We start from the raw sequence: 23,036 nt of genomic DNA, 5'->3' as shown, positions 1-23,036 counted from the left end.
TTCCAAGCCATGAAGAATTCATTTTTTTACAAGTTGTGCGCAATGTCGATGCTGCTTTTGGGAGCGATGACATTTACCGTACAATCGTGCGACACAAAAGACAAGTCAACCGATACGGAGAAAGTAGCCGAAAAGGCAAATGAAGAGAAATTCGACAACGCCACTACAGGAGTCGAAAGCGAAGTCAAAAAAGAAGATTCAGATTTTTTGATGTCTATTGCCGAAACCGACATGAAAGAGGTTGAACTCGGGAAATTGGCTCAAAAGAGTACAAGATCAGATGTTCAGGCGGTCGCGACCATGATGGTCGAAACGCACTCGCAAACTGCACGTGACATCAAGGCGATCGCGGTAAACAAAGGGATTTCGATCCCGAAAACAGCTACTGAAGACATTAAAGAAGAAGTAGCTGATTTCAACGAAAAACCTGCTACCGATTTCGATAAGGCGTATGCCGACAATCTCGTTGCCGAGCACGAGGAAGTCATCAAGAAATTCGAGGATTATGTGAAAGAAGGAACTGACGCCGACATCAAAAGTTGGGCCGAGAAAATGCTTCCGACCTTGAAAAACCACCTCGAGCACGCCAAGGTGATCCAAGCCAGAGTAAGTTAAAATGAAAATAGAACCTAAATAACAAATACAAGTCTAACTAAAAAACACAAATTATGGGAAATTTACTTTATACCATCGCGGTGATTCTAGTCATCATCTGGGCAATCGGATTCTTTGGAGGAATCGTAACTGGTAACCTGATCCACATCCTGCTCGTAATCGCCATCATCGTGGTTCTCTTGAGAATCATCCAAGGCAGACGACCACTTTAAATTGAACTGAAACAATAATCGATAAAATTAGAAATCATGAACAAGAATGTATTGGTAGGTCTTTTCGCCGGAGTTGCGATTGGTGCCACACTAGGAATTTTGTTCGCTCCTGATAAAGGAAGCGAGACACGCAAGAAAATCAAGGATAAAGGAACTGACCTGAAAGATCAGGCAGTTGACAAATACGGAAACATCGTCGATGCTGCTAACCAGAAATTCGACGCCGTTAAGTCCAAATTCAACGAATTGACCGGACGTGCTGAACAAGCCGTCAACGGAGCCGTCGAAAAAGCAAATTCGGCAGTATAACGTAAATTATCTGTTTACGCAAAAAGAGGATCGTAGGAATACGGTCCTTTTTTTATACGGAGAAGTTCAGCGCAAACTTGATTTCAGATGCGTTTTGGGTGATGTTTCTGCCTGTGAGCACAATTTCGAGTTTGACTTCGGAGGCGAGTTTCTGCATGAAATTTTCCTGGTGGATTTTTGCTTGGAATCGGATGGATCCGGAAGTCACCTCGAAGCTTCTTATCAAGATTTTGCAACCGATGATTCGCTCGTCTATTTTGGGAAAAGGAAGTCCGGAAAGGATTAGGAACGGAAAAGTTTCGTCCGTATCGAAAAGTGATATCGCGTTCGACAAGCAGTCAATTACGAGTTGGTCGTCCAAAACAAAGAGGGAACATTGGTGAGTAAAAATGGTGTCTTCCGATTCCATGTTGCAGATTATGTCATCGAGGCGAACAATGGCGTTCTGCGCGAGTTTGACTCTGTAATTTGAGTACCTGTTCAAGTTGCGTTTCGTAACGAAATAGTTCCCGACACCCAATATCAGAAAGCCGACCGCCAGAAACAAACCGGTCTCGAAATAGCTATTTCCCACTCAATATTAAATTCTGTAACAAATGAAAAAAATCCTGTAACAAACCGCTACCCGAATCGCTGCATCTTTGCCATGTAGATCATCATAAAGATTCAAGGGACTACAATAAATGTTTGTTTGGTTTTTGCAGGATGTATACTATTACTCTCTAAATAATATACTCATGCAAGTTAAAAGCGGCCGCTTCCTCAAAGGCCGCTTTTTTATTTTAGTAAGTTCTTGAGTACGGAGTTCGGAGCGCCCTAGATTTCTCTCGAGACGTTTTTTTTGACCGATTTACTATCCAAACAATAGCAGCATTTTTGCTGACTCACGCACTTTCCACTCATGCACTACTTAGACTTTTCCCCGACGAAGTAGTCGCTCTGCAACTTGAACAAAACGTTAAATGTCGTCAACGATCCGTAAATCCTTGTGATGTATTGCTGCAATTCAACTTTTTCGGAGTTTTCGAGATTGCTCGCATTGATCTTCTGTTCCATGACGCGCAAGCGGTCGCGCACCATGACGATCTTATTGAAGAACGTATCGATCGGAACATCTTTTCCCTGAACGCCACTTTGGCCGGGTTCGAGTTTTAGGTTTCCGCCTTTCCATTTGTCGGCGATCGGAACGGTTTCGGTCACGTCGCTCCACTTTCTCAGGATCGTTTTCAGCGATTTTTCGATGTCGAAGAAGCTCACGGTGTCGACTTCGTTGTCCGACGCCTCGATGACCTCAAAAGTATCGTTCAGCGCGATGGTTTCCAATCCGCCTTCGATAAATGTCACCCAATAATCTTTCGATGAAACGTTCGTCACGACGCCTTTTCCAAATTCCGGATGGTCGATGCGCGACCCAATTCCAAGTAATTTCATAGTTATGGTTTTTATCGGCCTAAAAATAAGCAACGAGGTTGTGAAAACCCAAATTTCAAATCCTTAATCTCATCCCGATAGCTATCGGGACAAAAAACAAATTTCAAAATCGGGGATCGGCTGAATAATTCCGTAAATTTAAATACGACACAAAAACAACTACAATGAAAAAATTGATTGTCTTATTCATCCTTGTCCTGATTTCGTCTTGCAAATCAGGCAAACCTGCCGAACCACAATTCACGAAAACCGGAGCGCTCGACGGAAATTGGGTGCTTGAATTCGTCTCCGGAGGCGACATGCAGACACTCTATCCCGGAAATGCGCCGACTCTTTTTGTCGATCTCAAGCAAAATCGAGCATCTGGAAAAAACGGCTGCAACAATTATTCGGGTCCGATCACGGTCGTCGGGAACAGGCTCAATTTCAGCGAAAACATGATTTCGACCAAGATGTTTTGTCCTGGAGAAGGCGAGAAGACGTACATGAACGCCATCCAAAAGGTGAATGCGTTCGACATCGGAACTGATGGAAAACTCGTGCTGATCTCGGGCGATATTGTCGTTATGAGATTTGTGAAAAATTAGAAGCAGTTGTAGTTGCAGTAGCAGAAGCAGTAGCAGAAGCAGAAGCCGTAATAGTTGCAGAAGGCAGAAGCCGTTGCAGTTGCGAAGACACACGAAGGTCGCGATTGATACAAAACAAAAAGCGTCCAAACCCGGACGCTTTTCGCTTGACTTAACTAATTATTATTTAATAACCTTAATTTATTGGTAACCGCAGTAGCGATAAGCGTTAACATCTGCTGCTAAATCGCGTACTGCTACTGCAACTGCAACTGCCATTTTTTTTTAAAAAGGATATCCGTTTGCCGAAACCACTTTCTGGGCGACAGTTTCTCTCAAAGCGACAACGTTCGGCATATTCGTGTACTTGGTGAAACGGCGCAATCCCATCATCATGACTCTTTGCTCGTCACCTTCTGCGAACGATGCTATTCCTTCTTTGCCTTTTGACGTTACGATGTCGACCGCTTTGTACAAGTAAAGTTTGGCAGCTGCGATTTGTCCTTCGGCAGCTTGTTCGCCGATTGACTTTACGAGTTTTTCGGTTCTCAGGATCGTCGATTCGGCGAGATAGATTTCGATCAGGATATCGGCGGCGGCCATCAGTAACTGTTGATGCGAGTCTAGTTCCGGACCGTATTTTTGGACCGCTCCGCCAGCGACCATGAGGAATGTTTTCTTGAGTTTGGCGATGATGTCTTTTTCTTCCGAAAACAATTCCGAGAAATCTGGCGTGTTGAAATCCGGGATTCCCATCAGATCTTCCTGGACTTTCATCGCCGGACCAAGCAGGTCGACATGGCCTTTCATCGCCTTTTTGATCAGCATTCCAACAGAAAGCATCCGGTTGATCTCGTTCGTGCCTTCGTAAATTCTCGAGATGCGCGCGTCTCTCCAGGCTGATTCCATCGGAGTGTCTTCGGAGAAGCCCATTCCACCAAAAATCTGGATGCCTTCGTCGGCACAATTCTGCACGTCTTCCGAAACCGCGACCTTGATGATCGAACACTCGATAGCGTATTCCTCGACGCCTTTCAATTCAGCTTCCTGATGTCCGGCTCCGGCCGCTTCACGCGCTTCGATTCTGGTTTGGATGTCGTGTGCCGCGCGGTAAGTCGCACTTTCTCCGGCGTAACAATTCGTCGCCATTTCAGCCAACTTCGAGCGGATTGCCCCAAAAGATGCGATCGGTGTGTTGAATTGCACTCTGTCGTTGGCGTATTTCGCTGCTTCGGTCGTAATTCTGCGTTGTGCGTCCAAGCAAGCTGCACCCAATTTGATGCGTCCGACATTAAGCGCGTTCATCGCGATTTTAAAGCCGTTTCCGCGTTCCGAAAGCATGTTCTCTGCCGGAACTTTCGTTTCGTTGAAGAAAACCTGTCTCGTCGAAGAGGCGCGAATTCCCAATTTGTGTTCTTCCTCGCCCAAAGTGATTCCGTTCGACGGATCGTTTTCCACGATAAAACCCGTGATGTTCTTGTCGTCCCCGATTCTGGCGAAAACAATGAAAACCGAACAGAAACCTGCATTCGAGATCCACATTTTTTGTCCCGTGATCGAGTAGTGTTTCCCGTCTTCGGAAAGAACTGCTTTCGTTTTGCCTGAATTCGCATCCGAACCCGCGCCAGGTTCTGTCAAGCAGTAAGCGCCGAACCATTCGCCGGACGCTAGTTTCGGGACATATTTTTGCTTTTGTTCTTCGGTTCCGTACAACGTGATCGGCATTGTCCCGATTCCCGTGTGCGCTCCGAAAGCTGTCGAAAAAGATCCCGTCGCGCCCGAAATGTAGTCGCAAACCAATACTGTATCGACGAATCCCATTCCGAGTCCGCCGTATTCTTCGGGAACCGACACGCTCAAAAAGCCCATTTCGCCGGCTTTGCGCATGGTTTCTTCGGTATACTTGTAATCTTTTTTCTCGAACTTTTCCTTGTTCGCCCAAAGTTCCTTGTCGGTAAACTCTTTTACCGAATCGCGCATCATACGCTGTTCTTCGGTAAAATCTTCGGGTGTGAAAATGTCTTGGGCTTGCGTTTGCTTGACCAGGAATTGGCCGCCGCGGGTTACGTCTTTTTCGATAGAGGTTTCCATATCTTTTGTGTTTTTTTGCCAGAAGAACTGATGTCGTTATGGCTTGTTTTTAGTCACGGATGTCAACAAATGACACCGATGATTTGATTATTTTCACTCGCAGTTTAGCAATCACGCGGATTCGGTCGATACTACTCGCTTATTTGCGCCATTAAAGCACTTCGTAAACGCCCGCCGAACCCTGCCCAGTCCCAACACACATGGTAACAATCCCATATTTGTTGCCGCGGCGTTTCATCTCGTCGAACAATTGCACCGATAGTTTCGCGCCGGTACAACCTAGCGGATGACCAAGTGCGATCGCGCCACCGTTTACGTTCACGATGTCAGGATTGATTCCGAGTTCGCGGATAACAGCCAGCGATTGTGAGGCAAAAGCTTCGTTCAACTCGAACAAATCGATGTCTTTTAACTCGAGATTCGCCTGTTTCAAAGCTTTCGGAATGGCCTTCACAGGACCGATTCCCATAATTCGCGGTTCGACTCCGGCCGAGGCGAAACTCACCAGACGCGCTATCGGTTCGAGATTGAGTTCCTTGACCATTTCCTCGCTCATGACCATCACGAAAGCCGCTCCGTCGCTCATTTGGGACGATGTTCCGGCTGTGACCGAACCGTCTGCGGCGAAAACCGGTCTCAGTTTTCCCAATGCTTCTAGAGAAGTGTCGGCTCTTGGACCTTCGTCTTTGGCGACCGTATATGTTCTCGAGGCTTTCTTGCCATTTTCGTCCACGTAATTTTCCTCGATCGTGATCGGGACAATCTGTTTGTCGAATTTTCCTTCGGCTTGTGCTTTCAACGCTTTTTGGTGCGATTGGAATCCGAATTCATCCTGATCTTCGCGCGAAACGTTGAACTGTTTGGCGACCGCCTCGGCAGTCAATCCCATTCCCCAATAATAATCTTCGTGTCCTTTTTGGGCGAGGGCGTAATCTGGAACGGGTTTATAGCCGCCCATTGGGATAAAACTCATGCTTTCGGCTCCGCCCGCGATGATGCAATCGGCCATTCCGGACTGGATTTTTGCCGTTGCCATTCCGATCGTTTCGAGTCCCGAAGCGCAATATCGGTTGACCGTCACGCCCGGCACGTCGTCCACTTTCAGTCCCATGAGCGAGATCAATCGGGCAAAGTTCAAACCTTGTTCGGCTTCCGGCATCGCGTTTCCGACCATTACGTCGTCAATCCTTTTTTTGTCGAGTTGCGGCAACTCGTCCATCATGTGCTGGATGGTTTCGGCTGCCAATTCGTCGGGACGCTTGAATCGGAACACACCTTTCGGGGCTTTTCCGACAGCTGTTCTGTATGCTTTTACTATGTATGCTGTTTTCATATTTTTTTGTAATGAGTTGTGAGCTATGAGTGGTGAGACTAAACGAGACGTTTTTGAAATGAAAAATTCATTTTCTGGAGTTCGATAACCTTTTCTACCACTTTATTACATCTTTGTTCGTTAAGCATTTTTAATTCGTATGAAAGTATGAGTTGCGTTTGTAATTCGAATAGTGAGCCATTCGCGATCCCTATAAAATGGAAAAATTCTTTTTTCGAGTTTCTTCCTGCACCTTCTGCGATGTTAGATGGCACCGACACCGCGCAGCGTTTCATTTGAGATTCGAGTCCGTACTTTTCGTCTTGAGGAAGTTCTGAAATGACTTCGTAAACTTCTTTGGCTAATTCGATGGATTTCTGCCAAATTTTTAATTCGTGTAATTTATTCATTTGTATGGCTTTTAAAGGTTGATGTACAATCTCAATACTAATATCTCAACAATACTGATATCTCAATACTAATATCTCAACAATACTCATATCTCAATACTTATATCTCAATACTTATATCTCATAACTCAAATCTAATTCCTCAATGGTTTCCCTTTCGTCAACATAAACTGGATGCGTTCCAACGTTTTGCGTTCGGTGCAAAGCGACAAAAAGGCCTCGCGTTCCAAATCGAGCAGATATTGTTCCGATACCAAAGTCGCTTCGGATAGATCGCCTCCCGCCATGACATAAGCCAGTTTGTTGGCGATTTTCTTGTCGTGTTCCGAAATGTAATGTCCGGCTTCCATACTGTCGGTTCCGACCATGAACATTCCCAGGGCTTGCTTTCCTAATACTTTTACGTCTTTTCTTCGGATAGGTTGTGTATAACCCGCCTCGGCCAAAAGCAAGGCGTGTTTCCTGGCTTCGGCGATTTGTCTGTCGCGGTTCACTACAATAACGTCTTTTCCTTTCTGCAAAATTCCGGTGTCGAACGCTTCGTAAGCCGATGTCGAGACTTTGGCCATCGCAACAGCGAGGAAATATTCCTGAAGCACGTTGAGTTCCACGTCGTTTTTGTGGAATTGGTCCGATGCGCGCAACGCCATTTCTTTCGATCCGCCGCCACCCGGAATCACACCGACTCCGAATTCGACCAATCCGATATAAGTTTCCGAGGCAGCGACGACTTTATCCGAGTGCATGCTGAGTTCGCAACCACCGCCAAGCGTCATTCCATGAGGTGCGGCAACGACCGGGATCGACGAGTAACGCAGACGCATCATCGTATCCTGGAATTGTTTTATGGCAAAATTGAGTTCGTCGTATTCCTGCTCGACGGCCATCATGAAAATCATCCCGATGTTCGCTCCTACAGAGAAATTCGCGCCCTGGTTTCCGATCACGAGTCCTTGGAAATCTTTTTCGGCCAAATCGATGGCTTTCACAATGCCTTGGATGACTTCGCCTCCAATCGTGTTCATTTTGGAGTGGAATTCCAGATTCAGGATTCCATCGCCCAAATCTTGTATCGTCGCGCCCGAATTGCTCCAGACTTTCTTGTTTTCGCGAATGTTATTGAGGATGATGAACGCGTCTTGCCCCGGAATTTTCTTCTGTGATTTCGTTGGAATGTCGTAAGCGTAAGTTGCGCCATCCTTGACAGAATAGAACGATTTGTTTCCAGATGCGAGCATTTCGTCAACCCACGAAGCGTACTTCAAATTGTCGGCTTTGATCAGTTCGATGCCTTTTTCGATCCCAATCGCGTCCCAAATCTCGAACGGACCGTTTTCCCATCCGAAACCGGCTTTCATGGCATCGTCGATTTTATAGAGATCGTCGGTGATTTCAGGGATTCTGTTGGAGACATAAGCGAACATTCCCGCGAAATTCTTGCGGTAGAATTCACCGGCTTTGTCTTTCCCGGTAATCAGGACCTTGAAACGGTCGATCGGTTTTTCAATCGTTTTGGTGAGTTCCAGGGTCGCGAACGACGCTTTTTTGTTCGGACGATATTCCAAGGTATCCAAATCCAAAGTCAGGATATCCTTGTCGACTTTTTTGTAAAAACCTTGTCCGGTCTTGCTTCCGAGCCATTTGTTTTCCATCATTTTGGTGATGAAATCCGGAAGTTTGAACAAATCGTGTGCTTCATCGGACGGAACGCCTTCATACAAACCGTTTGCAACGTGCACCAAAGTATCGAGTCCGACGACATCGACCGTTCTGAAAGTCGCCGATTTTGGGCGTCCGATAACCGGTCCGGTCAATTTGTCGACCTCTTCGACGGTCAATCCCATTTCCTTGACAAGGTGGAACAGCGATTGGATGCCGTAAATCCCGATTCTGTTTCCGATGAACGCGGGCGTGTCCTTTGCGACAACCGAAGTTTTTCCGAGGAATTTTTCACCGTATCCATTGAGGAAAGAAAGCACTTCCGACGAAGTTTTCGGACCCGGAATGATCTCGAACAATTTCAGGTAGCGCGGCGGATTGAAAAAGTGGGTTCCGCAGAAATGTTGCTGGAAATCCTCGCTTCGGCCTTCGCTCATGAAATGGATCGGGATTCCGGAAGTGTTCGAGGTGACCAGAGTTCCCGGCTTGCGGTACTTTTCGATCTGCTCGAATACGAGTTTCTTGATGTCCAGACGTTCGACCACGACTTCGATGATCCAATCGGCATCAGCCAATTTCGGCATGTCGTCCGTCGTATTTCCGGTGGCAATCCTGCTTGCGAATTTTTGGTGGTAAATAGGCGAGGGCTTCGATTTGAGTGCGTGCTGCAAGTGTTCGTTCACGACGCGGTTTCTCACGACCTTGCTCTCTAAAGTCAGGCCTTTCTTGGTTTCGGCTTCGGTCAATTCCTTGGGAACGATGTCCAAAAGCAATACTTCAACGCCAATGTTGGCGAAATGGCAGGCGATTCCCGAACCCATGATGCCCGAGCCGACGACGGCCACTTTTTTGATAGTGCGTTTCATTTGATTTGTTCAGTTGTATTGAAAATGTTTTTTTCTGAGATGAGTTCGTTTATGGCTTCGGCAACCTCGGCGAAATGGCGCAGTTTTTCATCGCCCACTTTTTCGCGTATCGTATTGTTGAACTGAAGCACGGTGTTTTTGGAGAGTTCGCGTTTTTCGCGTCCGAAATCTGTGAGGTAAATGAGAACGCCTCGTCCGTCTTCGGGATTCGGGCGTCTTTCGATCAGGCCTTTTTCCTCCATCGACTTTAGGGTTCGGGTGAGGCTAGTGGCTTCCATTCCCATTTTCGGACCCAATGCCGTCGACGGCGTTCCATCTTCGCGATCCATGCTCAAAAGCGCGAATCCCGTGGCCATTGTCGCCCCGTATTTGTTGGCTTCCTCGTTATACATGCGGGCCACGGCTTGCCAGGTTGCACGAAGAATGTAATCTATGGTTTTGTCTTTCATGTTTTACGCAATCGATTTCCTTGCGGCTGTTAGGATGTTCGTCCCAAAGTCAAATATAGCAAAAAGTAGTATGCATGCATAATAAATTTGTGTAAATTTTCGATTTTGATGTAGTGTTGATGTGGACGATGCGTTTTCGTTTCCGATGAATCTTTGGTAGTTTTATGTTTCGAACCAACAACTTCACAAATGATCAAAAGCCTTGTAAAAGCGCTAGTTTTTTGTCTGCCGATGCTCGGCATTTCACAACAGCAGACATATTGCAATCCGATAAACATCGACTACGGCTACACGCCTCACGAGAATTTCACGACTTGGGGAAAACACCGCGCGACTGCCGATCCCGTAATCGCTAACTACAAAAACGACCTTTATCTCTTTTCGACGAACCAAGGCGGTTATTGGCAAAGTTCTGACATGCTCAACTGGAAATTCCACAAGCAAAGTTTCCTGCGTCCGTGGAATGATACGAAAGACGATCTGTGCGCGCCCGGAATTGGCGTCGTGGGCGACACTTTGGTGGTTTTCGGAAGTACTTACACCAAGACTTTCTCGCTTTGGGGAAGCACAGATCCGGCCAATGGGAAATGGTTCGTGATAAAAGATTCGCTCGCGATTGGCGGTTGGGATCCCGGATTTTTCACTGACGACGATGGAAAATTCTATATGTACAACGGTTCGAGCAACAAGCATCCGGTAATGGGCGTGGAGCTGAACCGTAAGACTTTCGAACCCATAGGAAGCCGACGCCCGATGTATTTTCTCGAAGATTGGCGCTACGGCTGGCAGCGTTTCGGCGAACACATGGACAACACTTTCCTCGATCCGTTCATCGAAGGTGCCGATATGGTCAAGCACAACGGCAAATATTACTTTTCATATGGAGCGCCGGGCACGGAATTCAGCGGTTATGCCGATGGGGTAGTGGTCGGGAAAACGCCTTTGTTCGATCTGGAGCCGGATATCGTTCCGCAATCGGATCCGTTGAGTTTCAAACCCGGCGGATTCAACAGAGGCGCGGGTCACGGCGGAACTTTCAAGGACAAATACGGACAATATTGGCATACGGCGACAACGGTCGTCTGCGTCAAGAATACCTGGGAAAGACGCATCGGGATTTGGCCGACAGGTTTTGATAAGGACGACATGATGTGGTGCAACACGGCTTTTGGCGACTATCCGCAATATGCGCCGGAAGCGAGAAAGAACGGCAAAACTTTTCCGGGTTGGATGCTTCTGAACTACAAAAAACCAATCACCGTTTCCTCTACGCTTGGAAGTTTTTTCGCCAACAACGCCAACGACGAAAGCATCAAGACGTATTGGTCGGCCAAGACCGCGAACAAAGGCGAATGGATCGCGACAGATTTGGGTCAGAAATCGACCGTGAACGCCATCCAGATCAATTATGCCGATCAGGACGCGGAATTTCTCGGGAAACCGACCGGAATTTTCCATCAGTACAAAATCTATTCGTCCGATGACGGCAAAAACTGGAAAGTGTTGGTCGACAAAAGCAAGAATAAAACCGATGTGCCTCACGATTACATCGAGCTCGAAAAACCCGTGCAGACGCGTTTCATCAAACTCGAGAACATCCACATGCCGACCGGAAAATTCGCGATTTCGGGCTTGCGGATCTTCGGAAACGGAAACGGCGCCAAACCGGAGAAAGTCAAGCAACTGATTGTGCTCCGAACGGAAAAAGACAAGAGAAGCGCGTACATAAAATGGGAACCTGTCGACAACGCGTTCGCCTACAATCTATACTACGGAACCGCGCCAGACAAGCTTTACAGCTGCATCATGATCCACGATTTCAACGAATATTGGTTCAAGGCGATGGATTTGAAGAAGACTTACTACTTTTCGATCGAGGCCATCAATGAGAATGGGGTTTCCGCTAAGACCGATGTTAAGAAAGCTGAGTGACAACTACGACTTTTTTCCGCTACTTTTTAAACAATTAACATAGTTTAGAGTAGTTAAGTCGCGTTTTTTCGTTGAATAATTTTAACCATTAAGGGCATTAAGGGCATTAAGTTCATTAAGCTAGGACGACAAAGGCGAAATCCACAAATTCGTTTTCGATATTGACTTTCACATCCGCGGCGATACCTTTATATTGTAGCAAAGTTTTCAACCGCGGATTCGCGAATTTAGTTTCGGACCGAGGCATAAATTCTCGAATTCGCGGCTTTTACAGCTGTCGGCCAATATGCGTCAGTTGCGATTTGGAAGTTGCAGAATAATCTCGCTAATTCGAAACTTTTGGAGAAAATCGATTCTAAATGTCCTTAATGAACTTAATGGTTCAAAAAAAGCCTCCAAAATCGTTAAATCTGTAACATTGGCCACGAACACAAAAATGTAGCGTCGGAAAAATCAATCTAAATGTCCTTCATGAACTTAATGAACTTAATGGTTCAAAAAAAAGCCTCCAAAATTCGTTACATCTGTTCATTGGCTACGAATACACAAATGTAGCGTCGGAAAAATCAATCTAAATGTCCTTAATGAACTTAATGAACTTAATGGTTTAAAAAAAAGCCTCCAAAATTCGTTACATCTGTTCACTGGCCACGAATACACAAATGTAGCGTTAGAAAAATCAATCTAAGTGTCCTTAATGAACTTAATGAACTTAATGAACTTAATGAACTTTAATGGTTCAAAAAAAAGCCTCCAAATTCGTCCTGAAAGCTTTCTTTCCAAGTGTAAATCAGCGGCTACTCACCACGAGAACCATAAATTTTCTGATAAAGATCTTTGTATTTTTCGAGAATATTCTTGCGTTTAAGCTTCAAGGTAGGAGTGAGCTCGCCTCCGTCGATTGACCAGATTTGAGGCGTGAGCTCGATTTTCTTGACTTTTTCCCAATTTCCGAACTTGGTGTTCATTTTCTCCACTTCTTCCCAAATGCGCTGTTTCACGGCTTCGTTGCAGACAATATCGTCGTTGTTGTCTCCGATTTCGAGTTTGTGGATGCGCGCCCAATCTTTCACGAAAGCAAAATTCGGTTGAATGAACGCAGCCGGCATTTTCTCTCCGTCGCCAATGACCATTATCTGTTCGATGAAACGCGACTGTTTCATGGCGTTTTCGAGCAATTGAGGTGCGATGTACTTTCCGCCAGATGTCTTGAACATTTCCTTCTTGCGGTCGGTAATCTTGAGGAAACCTTCGCTGTCGATCTCGCCTATATCGCCCGTGTGGAAATACCCGTCGGTAATGACTTCGGCTGTTTTTGCGTCGTCTTTGTAGTAACCCATCATGATGTTTGGGCCTTTGCACAGGATTTCTCCGTCCTGGGCGATTTTCACTTCGACGTTCGGGATCGGTTTTCCTACGGTTCCGATCTTGAATTGCTTGTTGCGGATGCAGTTCACGGCAATGACGGGAGAAGTTTCCGTAAGTCCGTAGCCTTCCATGACGGGAATATCCGCAGCAGCGAACATTTTGGCAAGTCGCGGTTGCAACGCGGCACTTCCCGAAACCATGAGTTTGAGTTGTCCGCCCAAAGCGTCGCTCCATTTGCTGAAAATGAGTTTTCGCGCCCATTTGAGCTGGGTTTCATACCACCAACCGTTGGCGCCGTAAGGTTTGTAACGTTCGCCCAATCCGATTGCCCAGAAGAACAACTTGTATTTGATGCCAGTCAGTTCAGAACCTTTGGCGTGGATTTTCTCGTAAACTTTCTCGAGAAGTCGCGGCACGACGGTCATTACGTTGGGTTTGACTTCCTGGATGTTCTCGCTGATCTTGTCGATCGATTCGGCGAAATAAATCGCGACCCCATAATATTGGTAGAGGTAAACGACCATTCTTTCGAAGATGTGGCAAATGGGCAAAAAGCTCATGGAACGCGATTTTCCGGCCTCGAACGGGATTCTTTTTTCGCTTCCAAGCACGTTCGACACAATGTTCTCGTGAGATAACATCACGCCTTTTGGTTTTCCCGTCGTTCCGGATGTATAGATGATCGTAGCCAGATCTTCGGGTTTGATCGAATCTTTCCTGGCTTCGACTTCAGGCTGGTTCGATTCGTCCTTTCCCAATTCGAGCAATTCGTCCCAACTCTTGCAATTGGGTTTGTCACCGAATCCGTAAACGTCTTTGAGATTTGTCAGATTCGACTTGATCTTGTTGACTTTCCCGAGAATCTCGTCGTCGGAAACAAAAATGTATTTGGCCTCGCAATGGTTCAGGATGTATTCGTATTCTTCTTCGGTAATCGTCGGATAAACCGGAACATTCTGGGCGCCGGTCTGCAAAATCCCAATGTCGAGAATGTGCCACTCGGGTAAATTCCGGCTTGAAATTACCGCGATCTTGTCGTTTTTCCCGACTCCGAGTTTTAGCAATGCACGAGAAATCGTGTTGGCTTTGGCCAGATAGTCGTCCGTAGAAAATTTGACCCATTTGCCGTCGTATTTGGCTGCGAGCGAGTCCTGTATGTTGTAGTGCTTTTGCTGGTGATAGGGAAAGTCGAAAAGTCGTTTGATATCTGACATTAGATGGAATTTTCTGCAAATTATTAAAAAAAGGCGTGCGGATTTGCCAAGAATATTTAAAATAAGTCCCGAATCTTCAAATCACGAAATTCGCGTCCTGACCGTTCCTGGAAAGCAGTAAGACTATCGCGCCCAGAATGATTGTCATTTCAATGAAAATCAGCAGATAAAACACCAAAATACGCCAAATCAATCCACCGATCGTATACTTCGACCAAAATGCGTTCGAGTAAGTCCAGATCGGGACAAGCGGAACACTGAAGAAGCAAACCATCGTGAGGAATCCGAAAATGTTCCAGTCGGTGACTTCCGATAAAATGTTGAAAACGAAATAACAGGCGGTCATCAACAAGATTCCGAGCAACGCCATTCCCGCGACGATGAAATGTTCGGCCAGGTTGAGTTTCCATCGCCTGAAAACCGACAAAGCATTCAAGGCCAGCAAAGGCACGATGCTAAACAGGAAAAATTTGGAGTACGAGGCAATCAATTCGTTGATGCCGTATTTTTCCTTCGTCTGGATCACGCCCGCGGCATCGTGAGACCAATGCATCAATATGGCATTGAGTGCCAACAACAAAAGCGCGAGGTAAAAGACGTTGTAATATTTGATGCGTTTTCCCTCGATGTACCACAGGGCCGCTTTTCCGGGGCGCACGATCGCTTCCTTCAGCGTAAAGAACAAGCCTTTTTCAACGTGCCAGACGCCGTGCAACAAATCGTGCGCGATGAAGTGTTTGATCGTGATGCGATGTGTGTCGGTTTTTTGGCCGCAGTTTGGGCAGAATTTCTTTTCGACAGGTTCCGAACAGTTGAGGCAATCGGTAGCTTTCGTCATTTTTGTGCGAGTTGGGACAAGCCGCCGCTGCACAAAACCACAAGCAGCAAAAACGCAATGAATTCGGCAAACAATATCGTGTAAAACACCATAAATCGCCAGAGATATTCCCACCATTTGTAAAATTTGCCGGCCGCGTTCACGTAAGTCCAAACCGGATAAAACAATACGGCAAGCGCCACTGCGGCCTGTAAGAGTTTCATGGCGCGGAAATCATATCCGTAGTCGATGAGGAAATCGATAAAAAACCAAGGGATGCAAAACAGCAGCGTTCCCAAGAGACTGATTCCGCATACGATAAAATGTTCTATCATGTTCAGGCGCATCCTATCCATGATCAGATACCCGTTGAAAGCAAGAAACGGAACCCAACCAATCAGGATATACTTGATGTTGTTTTGGATAAATTGGGCAAAGGGCGGAATTTCCTCTGTATCGACGGGTAAAAATTTGTCGTAAAAGTGGATCAAGGCCGCGTTCGCCGCGATCACCAAAAGGATCAGATAGAAAACATTATAATATCGGATGCGTTTGCCTGAGAGATATTCAAGCGCCGCCTGACCGGGACGTCTCAAAGTTTCCAGCAGCGTAAAGACGATGCCGCGCTCCAGGTGCCACACGCCGTGTACGAGATCGTGCAGGAAAAAATGTTTCAGGGTCATGCGATGCGTATGCGTGCGTTGTCCACAGTGGGAACAAAAGTTATTCTCCACGGGTTTTTCGCAGTTGAGGCAATTGGAATGTTTCATGTTTGGTGAATTGGCGCTAAAATAACAAAGTCGAAGTTTATAAGAAAGGATTTTTCCTACTTAAATCAACCCTTGCATCACGCACATCTTGATGAGTTGGGCGACGTTTTTGCAACCCGATTTCTGCAGGATGTTTCGCCTGTGCGTTTTTACCGTGTGCGGACTGATGAAAAGTTTGTCGGCAATCTCGCTGCTGTCAAGGCCTTCGGACAAATTCCGGATCACCTCGATCTCTTTGTTGGAAAACTGCAGATGGTTTTTGTCCGCGTCAAGCGAAATGTTCAGAAACGAAGGTTCGCCGTCAAGACCGATGGCCGAAAAACGATTGTTGTTGGTCTCGGTCAGGTGATCGATCCTCGTATGGATGTTGATCGCTGTGCCGTAACCGCCGTCGTCGCTAAGGGAAAGCATCAAAGCCTGATGGTTGAAAAGCGCGTATTCGCCTGATTTGAGCCGCATCCGAAAGTTGAAACTCGACTTGTAGCGCATGAGTTTTTCGGGCGCGATGTGTCGGAAGAAAAATTCGCCGCAAGCCGCCTCGAGTTTCCCGACAAGTTCAAAATCGTCCGGATGGATCGCCTCGAGAATGTCGCCGAATTTGGAGTTTTGCGGATCGAGCCCGAGAATCTGCGCGAAAGAATCGCTGTGGTTTTTGAGCGAACCATCCGAGAAATCGATCACGTAATAGTAAAACGGACCAAGGCTCACGATCGAACTCGCCAATTCGTTGAACGTGACCGAGCGCTCGGTGCCGTGAATGCCTCGGTTCGGGTCAATTGCCCAGATCTCGTTGATTTTCTGTAGTCTGTTCTCCTTCATTTCCGCGGCAAAAATAAAAAGGCTTCCGGAATTCGAAAGCCTTTTTTGTTAGTTGATGGCACTTATTTCTTTTCCTCAATCCAATTTCTCGCGTTCACGAAAGCTTCTACCCAAGGCGAAACCTCGTCTTTGCGTCCTTGCGGATAATTGGCCCAGTTCCACTGGAAAATCGAGCGTTCGATATGAGGCATCGTCACCAAATGGCGTCCGGTGACATCGCAAAGCATTGCCACGTCATAATGGGAACCGTTCGGATTCGCCGGATAGCCTTCGTATCCGTATTTGGCCACGACACCGTAGTTTTCTTCTGACATCGGAAGCTCGAATTTGCCTTCTCCGTGCGAAATCCAGACGCCAAGCGTGCTGCCTTCCAAAGTCGACAACATCACCGAATTGTTCTTTTGGATCTTGACCGATGTGAACGAACTTTCGTGCTTGGCCGAATCGTTGTGCAACATGCGCGGTTTGATCTCGTGTCCCGGATTGATCAATCCCAATTCGACGAACAATTGACAGCCGTTGCAGATCCCGACCGACAGAGTATCGTCGCGCCTGAAGAAATTCTCAAGTGCGGATTTCGCTTTTTCGTTGTAAAGGAACGCGCCGGCCCAACCTTTTGCCGAGCCAAGAACGTCAGAATTCGAAAATCCGCCAACGGCTCCAATGAATTGGATGTCTTCCAAAGTCTCGCGACCCGAAATCAAGTCAGTCATGTGCACGTCTTTCACGTCAAAACCTGCCAGATACATCGCGTTGGCCATTTCTCGTTCGGAGTTCGATCCTTTTTCGCGGATAATCGCTGCTTTCGGACGTGGTTTCGACAAATCGATTGCGGGTTTTTTGCCCGTGAAATGCGTCGGAAGCTCGAATTTGAGCGGTTGGTTCTTATAATTGTCGAAACGCTCCTTGGCTTTTTTCTCGCCCGATTGCTTGCTGTCAAGCAGATACGAAGTCTTGTACCAAACATCTCTCAACTCCGGAACATTCAGGTTGAACATGAACAATCCGTTTTTGATCAGCATGACCTGGCTCTCGGTGGCTTGTCCGATCCTGAAAAATTCGATCCCGTTCGATTTGAAGGTTTTTTCAACCGATGCATCGGCCTGGAAAACGATCCCGATATTCTCCGAAAACAACAATTTCACCGAATCGCCTTCGTTCAACGCCGACAAATCGATCGTTGCACCCAGATTCACGTCGGCAAAACACATTTCCAAAAGTGTGGTGATCAGGCCGCCGCTTCCTATGTCGTGTCCGGCGACGATTTTTCCTTCCGAAACCAACTGCTGCAAAATGTTGAACGTCTTTTTGAACTTGGCCGCGTCTTTCACGTCAGGCGCATCGCTTCCGATCACGTTCAGGATCTGGGCAAAAGACGATCCGCCGAGTTTGTGCGCATCGTTCGAAAGATTGATGTAGTAGATGTCGCCACCGTTTCTTTGCAGAACAGGTTCGACGACTTTGTTGATGTCGGTACAGTTTCCGGCCGCCGAAATGATCACCGTTCCCGGAGAAATCACGTCACCATCGGCATATTTCTGTTTCATCGAAAGCGAATCCTTTCCTGTCGGAATGTTGATTCCGAGTTGAATCGCGAAATCGGAACAGGCTTCGACGGCTTCATACAAACGCGCATCTTCACCTTCGTTCTTGCAAGGCCACATCCAGTTCGCTGATAACGAAACACCCGAAAGTCCGTTTTTTATAGGCGCCCAAACGAGGTTCGAAAGTGATTCGGCAATCGCGGTTCGGCTTCCTTTCGCGGCATCGATGATCGCGGCGACAGGCGAGTGGCCAATCGAGGTCGCGATGCCTTCTTTCCCGTTGAAATCCAAGGCCATCACACCGACGTTGTTCAACGGCAGTTGGAGCGGTCCGGCGGTTTGCTGTTTGGCCACGCGTCCGCCAACACAACGGTCGACTTTGTTCGTAAGCCAATCTTTACAGGCAACGGCCTCGAGTTGCAACACGGCTTCGAGATATGTCTTGAATTCAGATGCCGAATAAGGCGCGGTTTTGTAGTCGCGATTTACGGTAACGTCGTTCAAAACGGTTTTTGGAGATGCGCCGAACATGTCCGCGATAGCGAAATCCATTGGCTTGGCACCCGTTTTTTCAGACTCGAACGTAAATCTGTTATTGTTGATGATATCTCCGACTTCGTACATTGGGGAACGTTCGCGGTCAGCGACTTTCTGTAGGAATTCCACATCTTTTTCGCCAATGACCAAGCCCATTCTTTCCTGGGATTCGTTTCCGATGATTTCCTTGGCAGATAATGTCGGATCGCCCACAGGCAAAGCGTCGAGGTTGATTTTTCCGCCGGTTTCCTCGACGAGTTCCGAGAGACAGTTCAAGTGTCCGCCGGCGCCGTGATCGTGGATGGAGACGATTGGATTGTGGTCGCTTTCGACCAACCCGCGGATTGCGTTTGCCGCCCGTTTTTGCATTTCCGGGTTCGAGCGTTGGATCGCGTTGAGTTCGATTCCCGAACCGAAAGCGCCTGTATCTGCAGACGAAACCGCGGCTCCGCCCATCCCGATCCTATAATTTTCGCCTCCAAGAACGACGACTTTATCGCCTTCTTTGGGTTTTTGCTTTATCGATTGATCGGCTTTTCCGTAACCGATTCCGCCAGCCAGCATGATGACTTTGTCGAAACCGAGCTTGCGGTCGTGTTCCTCGTGCTCGAAAGTCAAAAGCGAGCCCGTAATTAGCGGTTGCCCGAATTTGTTCCCGAAATCGGATGCGCCATTCGAGGCTTTTATGAGAATGTCCATTGGCGTTTGGTACAACCAGTTGCGCTCGGCCATTCCGTTTTCCCAATTCCTGTCTTTTTCGAGACGCGAATACGAGGTCATGTAAACCGCGGTTCCGGCCAATGGCAACGAACCTTGTCCGCCGGCCAGCCTGTCGCGGATTTCCCCTCCCGAACCTGTCGCGGCTCCGTTGAAAGGCTCGACCGTAGTTGGAAAATTATGGGTTTCGGCTTTCAATGAAATGACCGATTCGAAATCTTTTTCGGAGTAAAAATCAGGTTTGTCGGCCGAATTTGGCGCGAACTGCGTGACTTTCGGACCTTTGATGAACGCCACGTTGTCCTTGTAGGCCGAAACGATATCGCCCGGATTTTCAGCCGAGGTTTTCTTGATGAGCTTGAAAAGTGACGTCGGTTTTTCTTCTCCGTCGATCACGAACGTTCCATTGAATATCTTGTGTCGACAATGTTCCGAGTTGACTTGGGAGAATCCGAAGACTTCCGAGTCGGTCAGCTTTCGTCCGAGTTTGGTCGACAAATCCTCGAGGTATTCCACTTCTTCCTCGCTCAAGGCCAAACCTTCCTGCTTGTTGTAAGCGGCGATGTCGTCGATTTCGAGAATCGGTTCCGGTTTGATGTCGATCGTGAAGATTTCCTGGTTGAGTTCGGGGTATTTCTGCGAAAGCATCGGATCGAATCCCGAGAAACTCGCGTCGACTTTGAGGAATTCCTCGATTCTTACGATGCCTTCGATGCCCATATTCTGGGTAATCTCGACGGCGTTCGTGCTCCAGGGTGTGATCATGGCGGCGCGTGGTCCAACAAAAAAATCCGCGAGAACGGATTTTTCAATTTTATGCGCGTTTGCAAAAAGCCAGTTTAATTTTGAGATGGTTTCGCTCGGGAGCTCGTTTTGCGTTTGGACGGCAAAGACAGTATCGCTCGCGTTTCCGAAGAAATGGATCATGGTAAGTGAGTTGTGTTTACGCGTGCAAATTTAGTTAAAAAAAGAAGTTTTTTTATGGTGTTTTGGAAGTTTTTAACCGTGGGATTTTTGGGTTTGTTTTTGGCTACGCACACCCGGATTTTTCTTACAGTTAGGATTATTTATTAAAGTTAAGGCACCTTACTTTTTTGAACCATTAAGAGAGTTAAGAACATTAAGGTTATTCGCTTATTTTTTCGAACATGATAGTTTGGCGCTTCGCTTTTTTAAACCATTAAGGGCATTAAGAGCATTAAGAGCATTAAGGTTGTTCGCTGATTTTTTCGAACAATTAATATAGTTTAAGAAAGTTATGGCGTCTCGCTTTTTTGAACCATTAATGCCCTTAATGTTCTTAATGTTCTTAATGTTCTTAATGTTCTTAATGTTATTAATGGTTTTTAAAATTAGGGCAGTTGAGTTGCTGGTTTTTTTTTGAACCATTAAGGGCATTAAGAACATTAGGGTTGTTCGCTGATTTTTTCGAACAATTAATATAGTTTAGGAAAGTTATGGCGTCTCGCTTTTTTGAACCATTAATGCCCTTTATGTTCTTAATGTTTTTAATGTTTTAATGGTTTTTAAAATTAGGGCAGTTGAGTTGCTGGCTTTTTTTGAACCATTAAGTTTATCGGGAAAATATGCCACTGCTTCAGCAACCGTGCTTTCTTTGGGCGCTCCGGCGGCGAGATTAAGAGGTTGTTTTGGTGACAATATGTAGTGTTGGCTCCGAGCGCAGTCGAGGAGCCGCCGTCGGGCTATCCGCTGTATCTTTTGCCAAAATCTTCAAATGTCGGAAAACCTCGCAAGTTGGCAAAAGGATGCCGCTGCTATCCCTAGCGCAAGCCTGTTTCCAAAATGCCCGAAAAGCAAAAAGCCGAATCTGGGTTCCAAATTCGGCTTTTGTACCGTGTTCCAAAAATCAGTTCTCGTCCGGAATTTCGGCGGCGCGATAAGCTCCCGATTCGTTCGTTCGGGGATTTCCGTCAAGGTCATTGGCGATCAGGTTCACCGGAGTCGCGAGTCCGACGGCTCCTGATTCCGGCGTGATTCTCAAATTGTTCGAGTTAAGGTTCCAAAACCTCGGGTTCTCGTTGAATCTCATGTTCGAATATGCCGGATTCGTGTCGAATTTGTAAACTTCCTCGTTCTGCAAAGTCATATTGTTGAAGCGCACGAGACATCCGTCAAAACTGTAGTTGAACACTGTCGAATTCGTCGCTTTCTGGATTGTCATTTCTACTTGGTTCGAGCCGTAGATGATGCAGTTCTTGAAATCGGCTTTCACCAGATCGAAAGGAACCTGGGCGTTGGCCTCGTTCAAAAAGTAATTGTTTACCGTCACCGCGGTCTGTCGCGAACTCTGGAAATTGTTGTTGAATGTGCAATGCGTGAAATCGTAGCTTCCACCTAGCGAGCACAAAAGCGTCGATTCTCCCGCGGAGTTTACCGCGAGATTCGTTCCTGTAATCGCGGCCGTCTGACCCAAAATCCCATAATTCGAGTGGTCGTAAATCTGGCAATTGTTGATGTTCAAGGTCGCGTTCTGCACATAAAGTCCGATTACAGCGTTCTTGATCGTCGCGTGGTCAAAATTCCCGACGCTTCCCGGCAACATCCAGATCGTTCCCCATTGTCCGGGCGTTTCGGCGAATCCCGGTTCGAGTCTGTCGCCTTCAAATACGACTTGTCCGTCTTGCGTTCCAGGCGAAGATTGCGTGCCCTGGACGTTTATCGTAGCGCCGTTCTCGACCAGAATTCCCGAGGCATCGTGAAAATGAATGCGCGCTCCGGGTTGTATCGTGAGCGTTTCCCCAGCTTGCACTCCGGCGTAACCGTAAATCACATAAGGTTTCGTACTCGTGAAAATGTATTCGTCGTTGTGGTCGGCGTGGTCGAGGTAAAAGCCGTAAATCTGGTCTTCTCCCAAAGTGAGCGACTCGGTCGTTCCGTCCTGAAACCTTTGCGGATAAAGGAAAACGGCATCCTGTATCAAAGTCACGAGCTCGACGTTCTGGAAATTTCCGAGTTCTCCGAACTGGATTTGGTCGGTGTAAAGAAACGTTGTAGGATCGGCTTCAGCCACGTCGGCGGTCGTCTCGATAAAAATGTACATGCTGTCTTTGGCCAACATCTCGACATTGTGGAAAATGCGATTGTTTTCACCTGTCATTCCGTCGACGGTAATCCTGTATTTCGACGAAAGTCCTTTTCCCAACTGAACCGTCGGGATCTTGATATCCTTGTCGCTTCGGTTGTAGACTTTAAGCGTATAAGTGCTCGACCCGATGTTTGTAAAAACCGTGTCGAGGTAGACTGTGTCGCGTGAAAACCGGAGTCCGCCGACGCTTTTCTGGAATTCAAAATCGCTTCGGCAAGAAGACAGGAAGGTCAAAAACAGGACACAGCCTAAAATGATAAAATTGCGCATTTGGTGAGGTTTGTCGTAAACT

Annotated in this window: 19 protein-coding genes; 5 read left to right on the top strand and 14 right to left on the bottom strand. The window is 46.9% G+C overall.

Features of this window, described 5'->3' with window-relative positions:
* Positions 1-9 precede the first annotated feature (9 nt).
* The 3 genes from EOO49_RS06995 to EOO49_RS06985 are packed head-to-tail and all read left to right on the top strand — an operon-like array spanning position 10 to position 1,136.
* Positions 10-615 (top strand): DUF4142 domain-containing protein, encoded by a 606-nt coding sequence (locus EOO49_RS06995; protein WP_290844082.1) that lies wholly within the window; start codon positions 10-12, stop codon positions 613-615.
* A gap of 53 nt (positions 616-668) precedes the next feature.
* The gene (locus EOO49_RS06990) at positions 669-827 is read left to right on the top strand and encodes a lmo0937 family membrane protein (protein ID WP_290844080.1); all 159 of its coding nucleotides are present in this window, start codon (positions 669-671) and stop codon (positions 825-827) included.
* A 36-nt stretch (positions 828-863) separates the two neighbouring features.
* Entirely contained in the window at positions 864-1,136 is a 273-nt protein-coding gene (locus EOO49_RS06985) for a YtxH domain-containing protein (RefSeq protein WP_290844079.1), read from the top strand.
* A gap of 52 nt (positions 1,137-1,188) precedes the next feature.
* Here the strand turns inward: EOO49_RS06985 and EOO49_RS06980 are convergent, their stop codons facing one another.
* Both EOO49_RS06980 and EOO49_RS06975 read right to left on the bottom strand, forming a co-directional pair.
* Complete coding sequence (locus tag EOO49_RS06980; protein ID WP_290844077.1) at positions 1,189-1,620, bottom strand: hypothetical protein; 432 nt, start codon at positions 1,618-1,620, stop codon at positions 1,189-1,191.
* Positions 1,621-2,042: 422 nt separating this feature from the next.
* Positions 2,043-2,567: a hypothetical protein gene (locus EOO49_RS06975; protein WP_290844075.1), complete on the bottom strand. Its 525-nt coding sequence runs from the start codon at positions 2,565-2,567 to the stop codon at positions 2,043-2,045.
* Between the two features lie 164 nt (positions 2,568-2,731).
* Between EOO49_RS06975 and EOO49_RS06970 the strand changes: the two genes are divergently transcribed.
* Positions 2,732-3,154, top strand: coding sequence for an META domain-containing protein (locus EOO49_RS06970; RefSeq protein ID WP_290844073.1), 423 nt, complete (start codon positions 2,732-2,734; stop codon positions 3,152-3,154).
* 264 nt (positions 3,155-3,418) lie between these two features.
* Here EOO49_RS06970 and EOO49_RS06965 read toward each other — a convergent pair whose 3' ends face one another.
* From EOO49_RS06965 to EOO49_RS06945, 5 genes are all read right to left on the bottom strand, one after another.
* The gene (locus tag EOO49_RS06965) at positions 3,419-5,224 is read right to left on the bottom strand and encodes an acyl-CoA dehydrogenase family protein (RefSeq protein WP_290844071.1); all 1,806 of its coding nucleotides are present in this window, start codon (positions 5,222-5,224) and stop codon (positions 3,419-3,421) included.
* Between the two features lie 151 nt (positions 5,225-5,375).
* Positions 5,376-6,557 (bottom strand): acetyl-CoA C-acyltransferase, encoded by a 1,182-nt coding sequence (locus tag EOO49_RS06960; protein ID WP_290844069.1) that lies wholly within the window; start codon positions 6,555-6,557, stop codon positions 5,376-5,378.
* Between the two features lie 38 nt (positions 6,558-6,595).
* Positions 6,596-6,946: a four helix bundle protein gene (locus tag EOO49_RS06955; RefSeq protein ID WP_290844067.1), complete on the bottom strand. Its 351-nt coding sequence runs from the start codon at positions 6,944-6,946 to the stop codon at positions 6,596-6,598.
* Positions 6,947-7,080: 134 nt separating this feature from the next.
* Complete coding sequence (locus EOO49_RS06950) at positions 7,081-9,471, bottom strand: 3-hydroxyacyl-CoA dehydrogenase/enoyl-CoA hydratase family protein (RefSeq protein ID WP_290844064.1); 2,391 nt, start codon at positions 9,469-9,471, stop codon at positions 7,081-7,083.
* A complete protein-coding gene (locus tag EOO49_RS06945) occupies positions 9,468-9,920 on the bottom strand; it encodes a MarR family transcriptional regulator (RefSeq protein ID WP_290844062.1) in 453 nt (150 codons plus the stop codon). The genes EOO49_RS06950 and EOO49_RS06945 overlap by 4 nt, the downstream gene beginning before the upstream one ends.
* A 189-nt stretch (positions 9,921-10,109) precedes the next feature.
* Between EOO49_RS06945 and EOO49_RS06940 the strand changes: the two genes are divergently transcribed.
* Positions 10,110-11,852 (top strand): discoidin domain-containing protein, encoded by a 1,743-nt coding sequence (locus tag EOO49_RS06940; RefSeq protein ID WP_290844060.1) that lies wholly within the window; start codon positions 10,110-10,112, stop codon positions 11,850-11,852.
* A 797-nt stretch (positions 11,853-12,649) separates the two neighbouring features.
* On the opposite strand, the gene EOO49_RS06935 is transcribed toward EOO49_RS06940, so the two are convergent.
* From EOO49_RS06935 to EOO49_RS06905, 7 genes are all read right to left on the bottom strand, one after another.
* Positions 12,650-14,434, bottom strand: coding sequence for a long-chain fatty acid--CoA ligase (locus EOO49_RS06935; protein ID WP_290844058.1), 1,785 nt, complete (start codon positions 14,432-14,434; stop codon positions 12,650-12,652).
* Between the two features lie 76 nt (positions 14,435-14,510).
* Positions 14,511-15,272 (bottom strand): DUF3667 domain-containing protein, encoded by a 762-nt coding sequence (locus EOO49_RS06930; RefSeq protein ID WP_290844056.1) that lies wholly within the window; start codon positions 15,270-15,272, stop codon positions 14,511-14,513.
* Positions 15,269-16,021, bottom strand: coding sequence for a DUF3667 domain-containing protein (locus EOO49_RS06925; RefSeq protein WP_290844054.1), 753 nt, complete (start codon positions 16,019-16,021; stop codon positions 15,269-15,271). Before EOO49_RS06925 ends, EOO49_RS06930 begins: the two co-directional genes overlap by 4 nt.
* A 60-nt stretch (positions 16,022-16,081) precedes the next feature.
* The gene (locus tag EOO49_RS06920) at positions 16,082-16,840 is read right to left on the bottom strand and encodes a LuxR C-terminal-related transcriptional regulator (protein WP_290844052.1); all 759 of its coding nucleotides are present in this window, start codon (positions 16,838-16,840) and stop codon (positions 16,082-16,084) included.
* Positions 16,841-16,902: 62 nt separating this feature from the next.
* Positions 16,903-20,565: a phosphoribosylformylglycinamidine synthase gene (gene purL / locus EOO49_RS06915; protein WP_290844050.1), complete on the bottom strand. Its 3,663-nt coding sequence runs from the start codon at positions 20,563-20,565 to the stop codon at positions 16,903-16,905.
* Positions 20,566-21,129: 564 nt separating this feature from the next.
* Positions 21,130-21,297: a hypothetical protein gene (locus EOO49_RS06910; RefSeq protein WP_290844049.1), complete on the bottom strand. Its 168-nt coding sequence runs from the start codon at positions 21,295-21,297 to the stop codon at positions 21,130-21,132.
* Positions 21,298-21,505: 208 nt separating this feature from the next.
* A complete protein-coding gene (locus EOO49_RS06905) occupies positions 21,506-23,014 on the bottom strand; it encodes a hypothetical protein (protein ID WP_290844047.1) in 1,509 nt (502 codons plus the stop codon).
* Positions 23,015-23,036 lie beyond the last annotated feature (22 nt).

Origin of the sequence: Flavobacterium sp. (genome assembly GCF_004295795.1) — a bacterium.
In the GTDB taxonomy this organism is placed as follows: Bacteria; Bacteroidota; Bacteroidia; order Flavobacteriales; family Flavobacteriaceae; genus Flavobacterium.
The sequence above is the reverse complement of the archived record's forward strand: the minus strand, read 5'-3'. Positions and strand labels throughout refer to the sequence as shown.

Excerpts from the sequence above, each read along its gene's own strand:
- EOO49_RS06905 (WP_290844047.1), bottom strand. The coding sequence starts at position 23,014 with ATGCGCAATTTTATCATTTTAGGCTGTGTCCTGTTTTTGACCTTCCTG.
- EOO49_RS06990 (WP_290844080.1), top strand. The coding sequence starts at position 669 with ATGGGAAATTTACTTTATACCATCGCGGTGATTCTAGTCATCATCTGG.
- purL (WP_290844050.1), bottom strand. The coding sequence starts at position 20,565 with ATGATCCATTTCTTCGGAAACGCGAGCGATACTGTCTTTGCCGTCCAA.
- EOO49_RS06940 (WP_290844060.1), top strand. The coding sequence starts at position 10,110 with ATGATCAAAAGCCTTGTAAAAGCGCTAGTTTTTTGTCTGCCGATGCTC.
- EOO49_RS06995 (WP_290844082.1), top strand. The coding sequence starts at position 10 with ATGAAGAATTCATTTTTTTACAAGTTGTGCGCAATGTCGATGCTGCTT.
- EOO49_RS06945 (WP_290844062.1), bottom strand. The coding sequence starts at position 9,920 with ATGAAAGACAAAACCATAGATTACATTCTTCGTGCAACCTGGCAAGCC.
- EOO49_RS06960 (WP_290844069.1), bottom strand. The coding sequence starts at position 6,557 with ATGAAAACAGCATACATAGTAAAAGCATACAGAACAGCTGTCGGAAAA.
- EOO49_RS06920 (WP_290844052.1), bottom strand. The coding sequence starts at position 16,840 with ATGAAGGAGAACAGACTACAGAAAATCAACGAGATCTGGGCAATTGAC.
- EOO49_RS06950 (WP_290844064.1), bottom strand. The coding sequence starts at position 9,471 with ATGAAACGCACTATCAAAAAAGTGGCCGTCGTCGGCTCGGGCATCATG.
- EOO49_RS06930 (WP_290844056.1), bottom strand. The coding sequence starts at position 15,272 with ATGACGAAAGCTACCGATTGCCTCAACTGTTCGGAACCTGTCGAAAAG.
- EOO49_RS06955 (WP_290844067.1), bottom strand. The coding sequence starts at position 6,946 with ATGAATAAATTACACGAATTAAAAATTTGGCAGAAATCCATCGAATTA.
- EOO49_RS06985 (WP_290844079.1), top strand. The coding sequence starts at position 864 with ATGAACAAGAATGTATTGGTAGGTCTTTTCGCCGGAGTTGCGATTGGT.
- EOO49_RS06935 (WP_290844058.1), bottom strand. The coding sequence starts at position 14,434 with ATGTCAGATATCAAACGACTTTTCGACTTTCCCTATCACCAGCAAAAG.
- EOO49_RS06965 (WP_290844071.1), bottom strand. The coding sequence starts at position 5,224 with ATGGAAACCTCTATCGAAAAAGACGTAACCCGCGGCGGCCAATTCCTG.
- EOO49_RS06975 (WP_290844075.1), bottom strand. The coding sequence starts at position 2,567 with ATGAAATTACTTGGAATTGGGTCGCGCATCGACCATCCGGAATTTGGA.
- EOO49_RS06970 (WP_290844073.1), top strand. The coding sequence starts at position 2,732 with ATGAAAAAATTGATTGTCTTATTCATCCTTGTCCTGATTTCGTCTTGC.
- EOO49_RS06925 (WP_290844054.1), bottom strand. The coding sequence starts at position 16,021 with ATGAAACATTCCAATTGCCTCAACTGCGAAAAACCCGTGGAGAATAAC.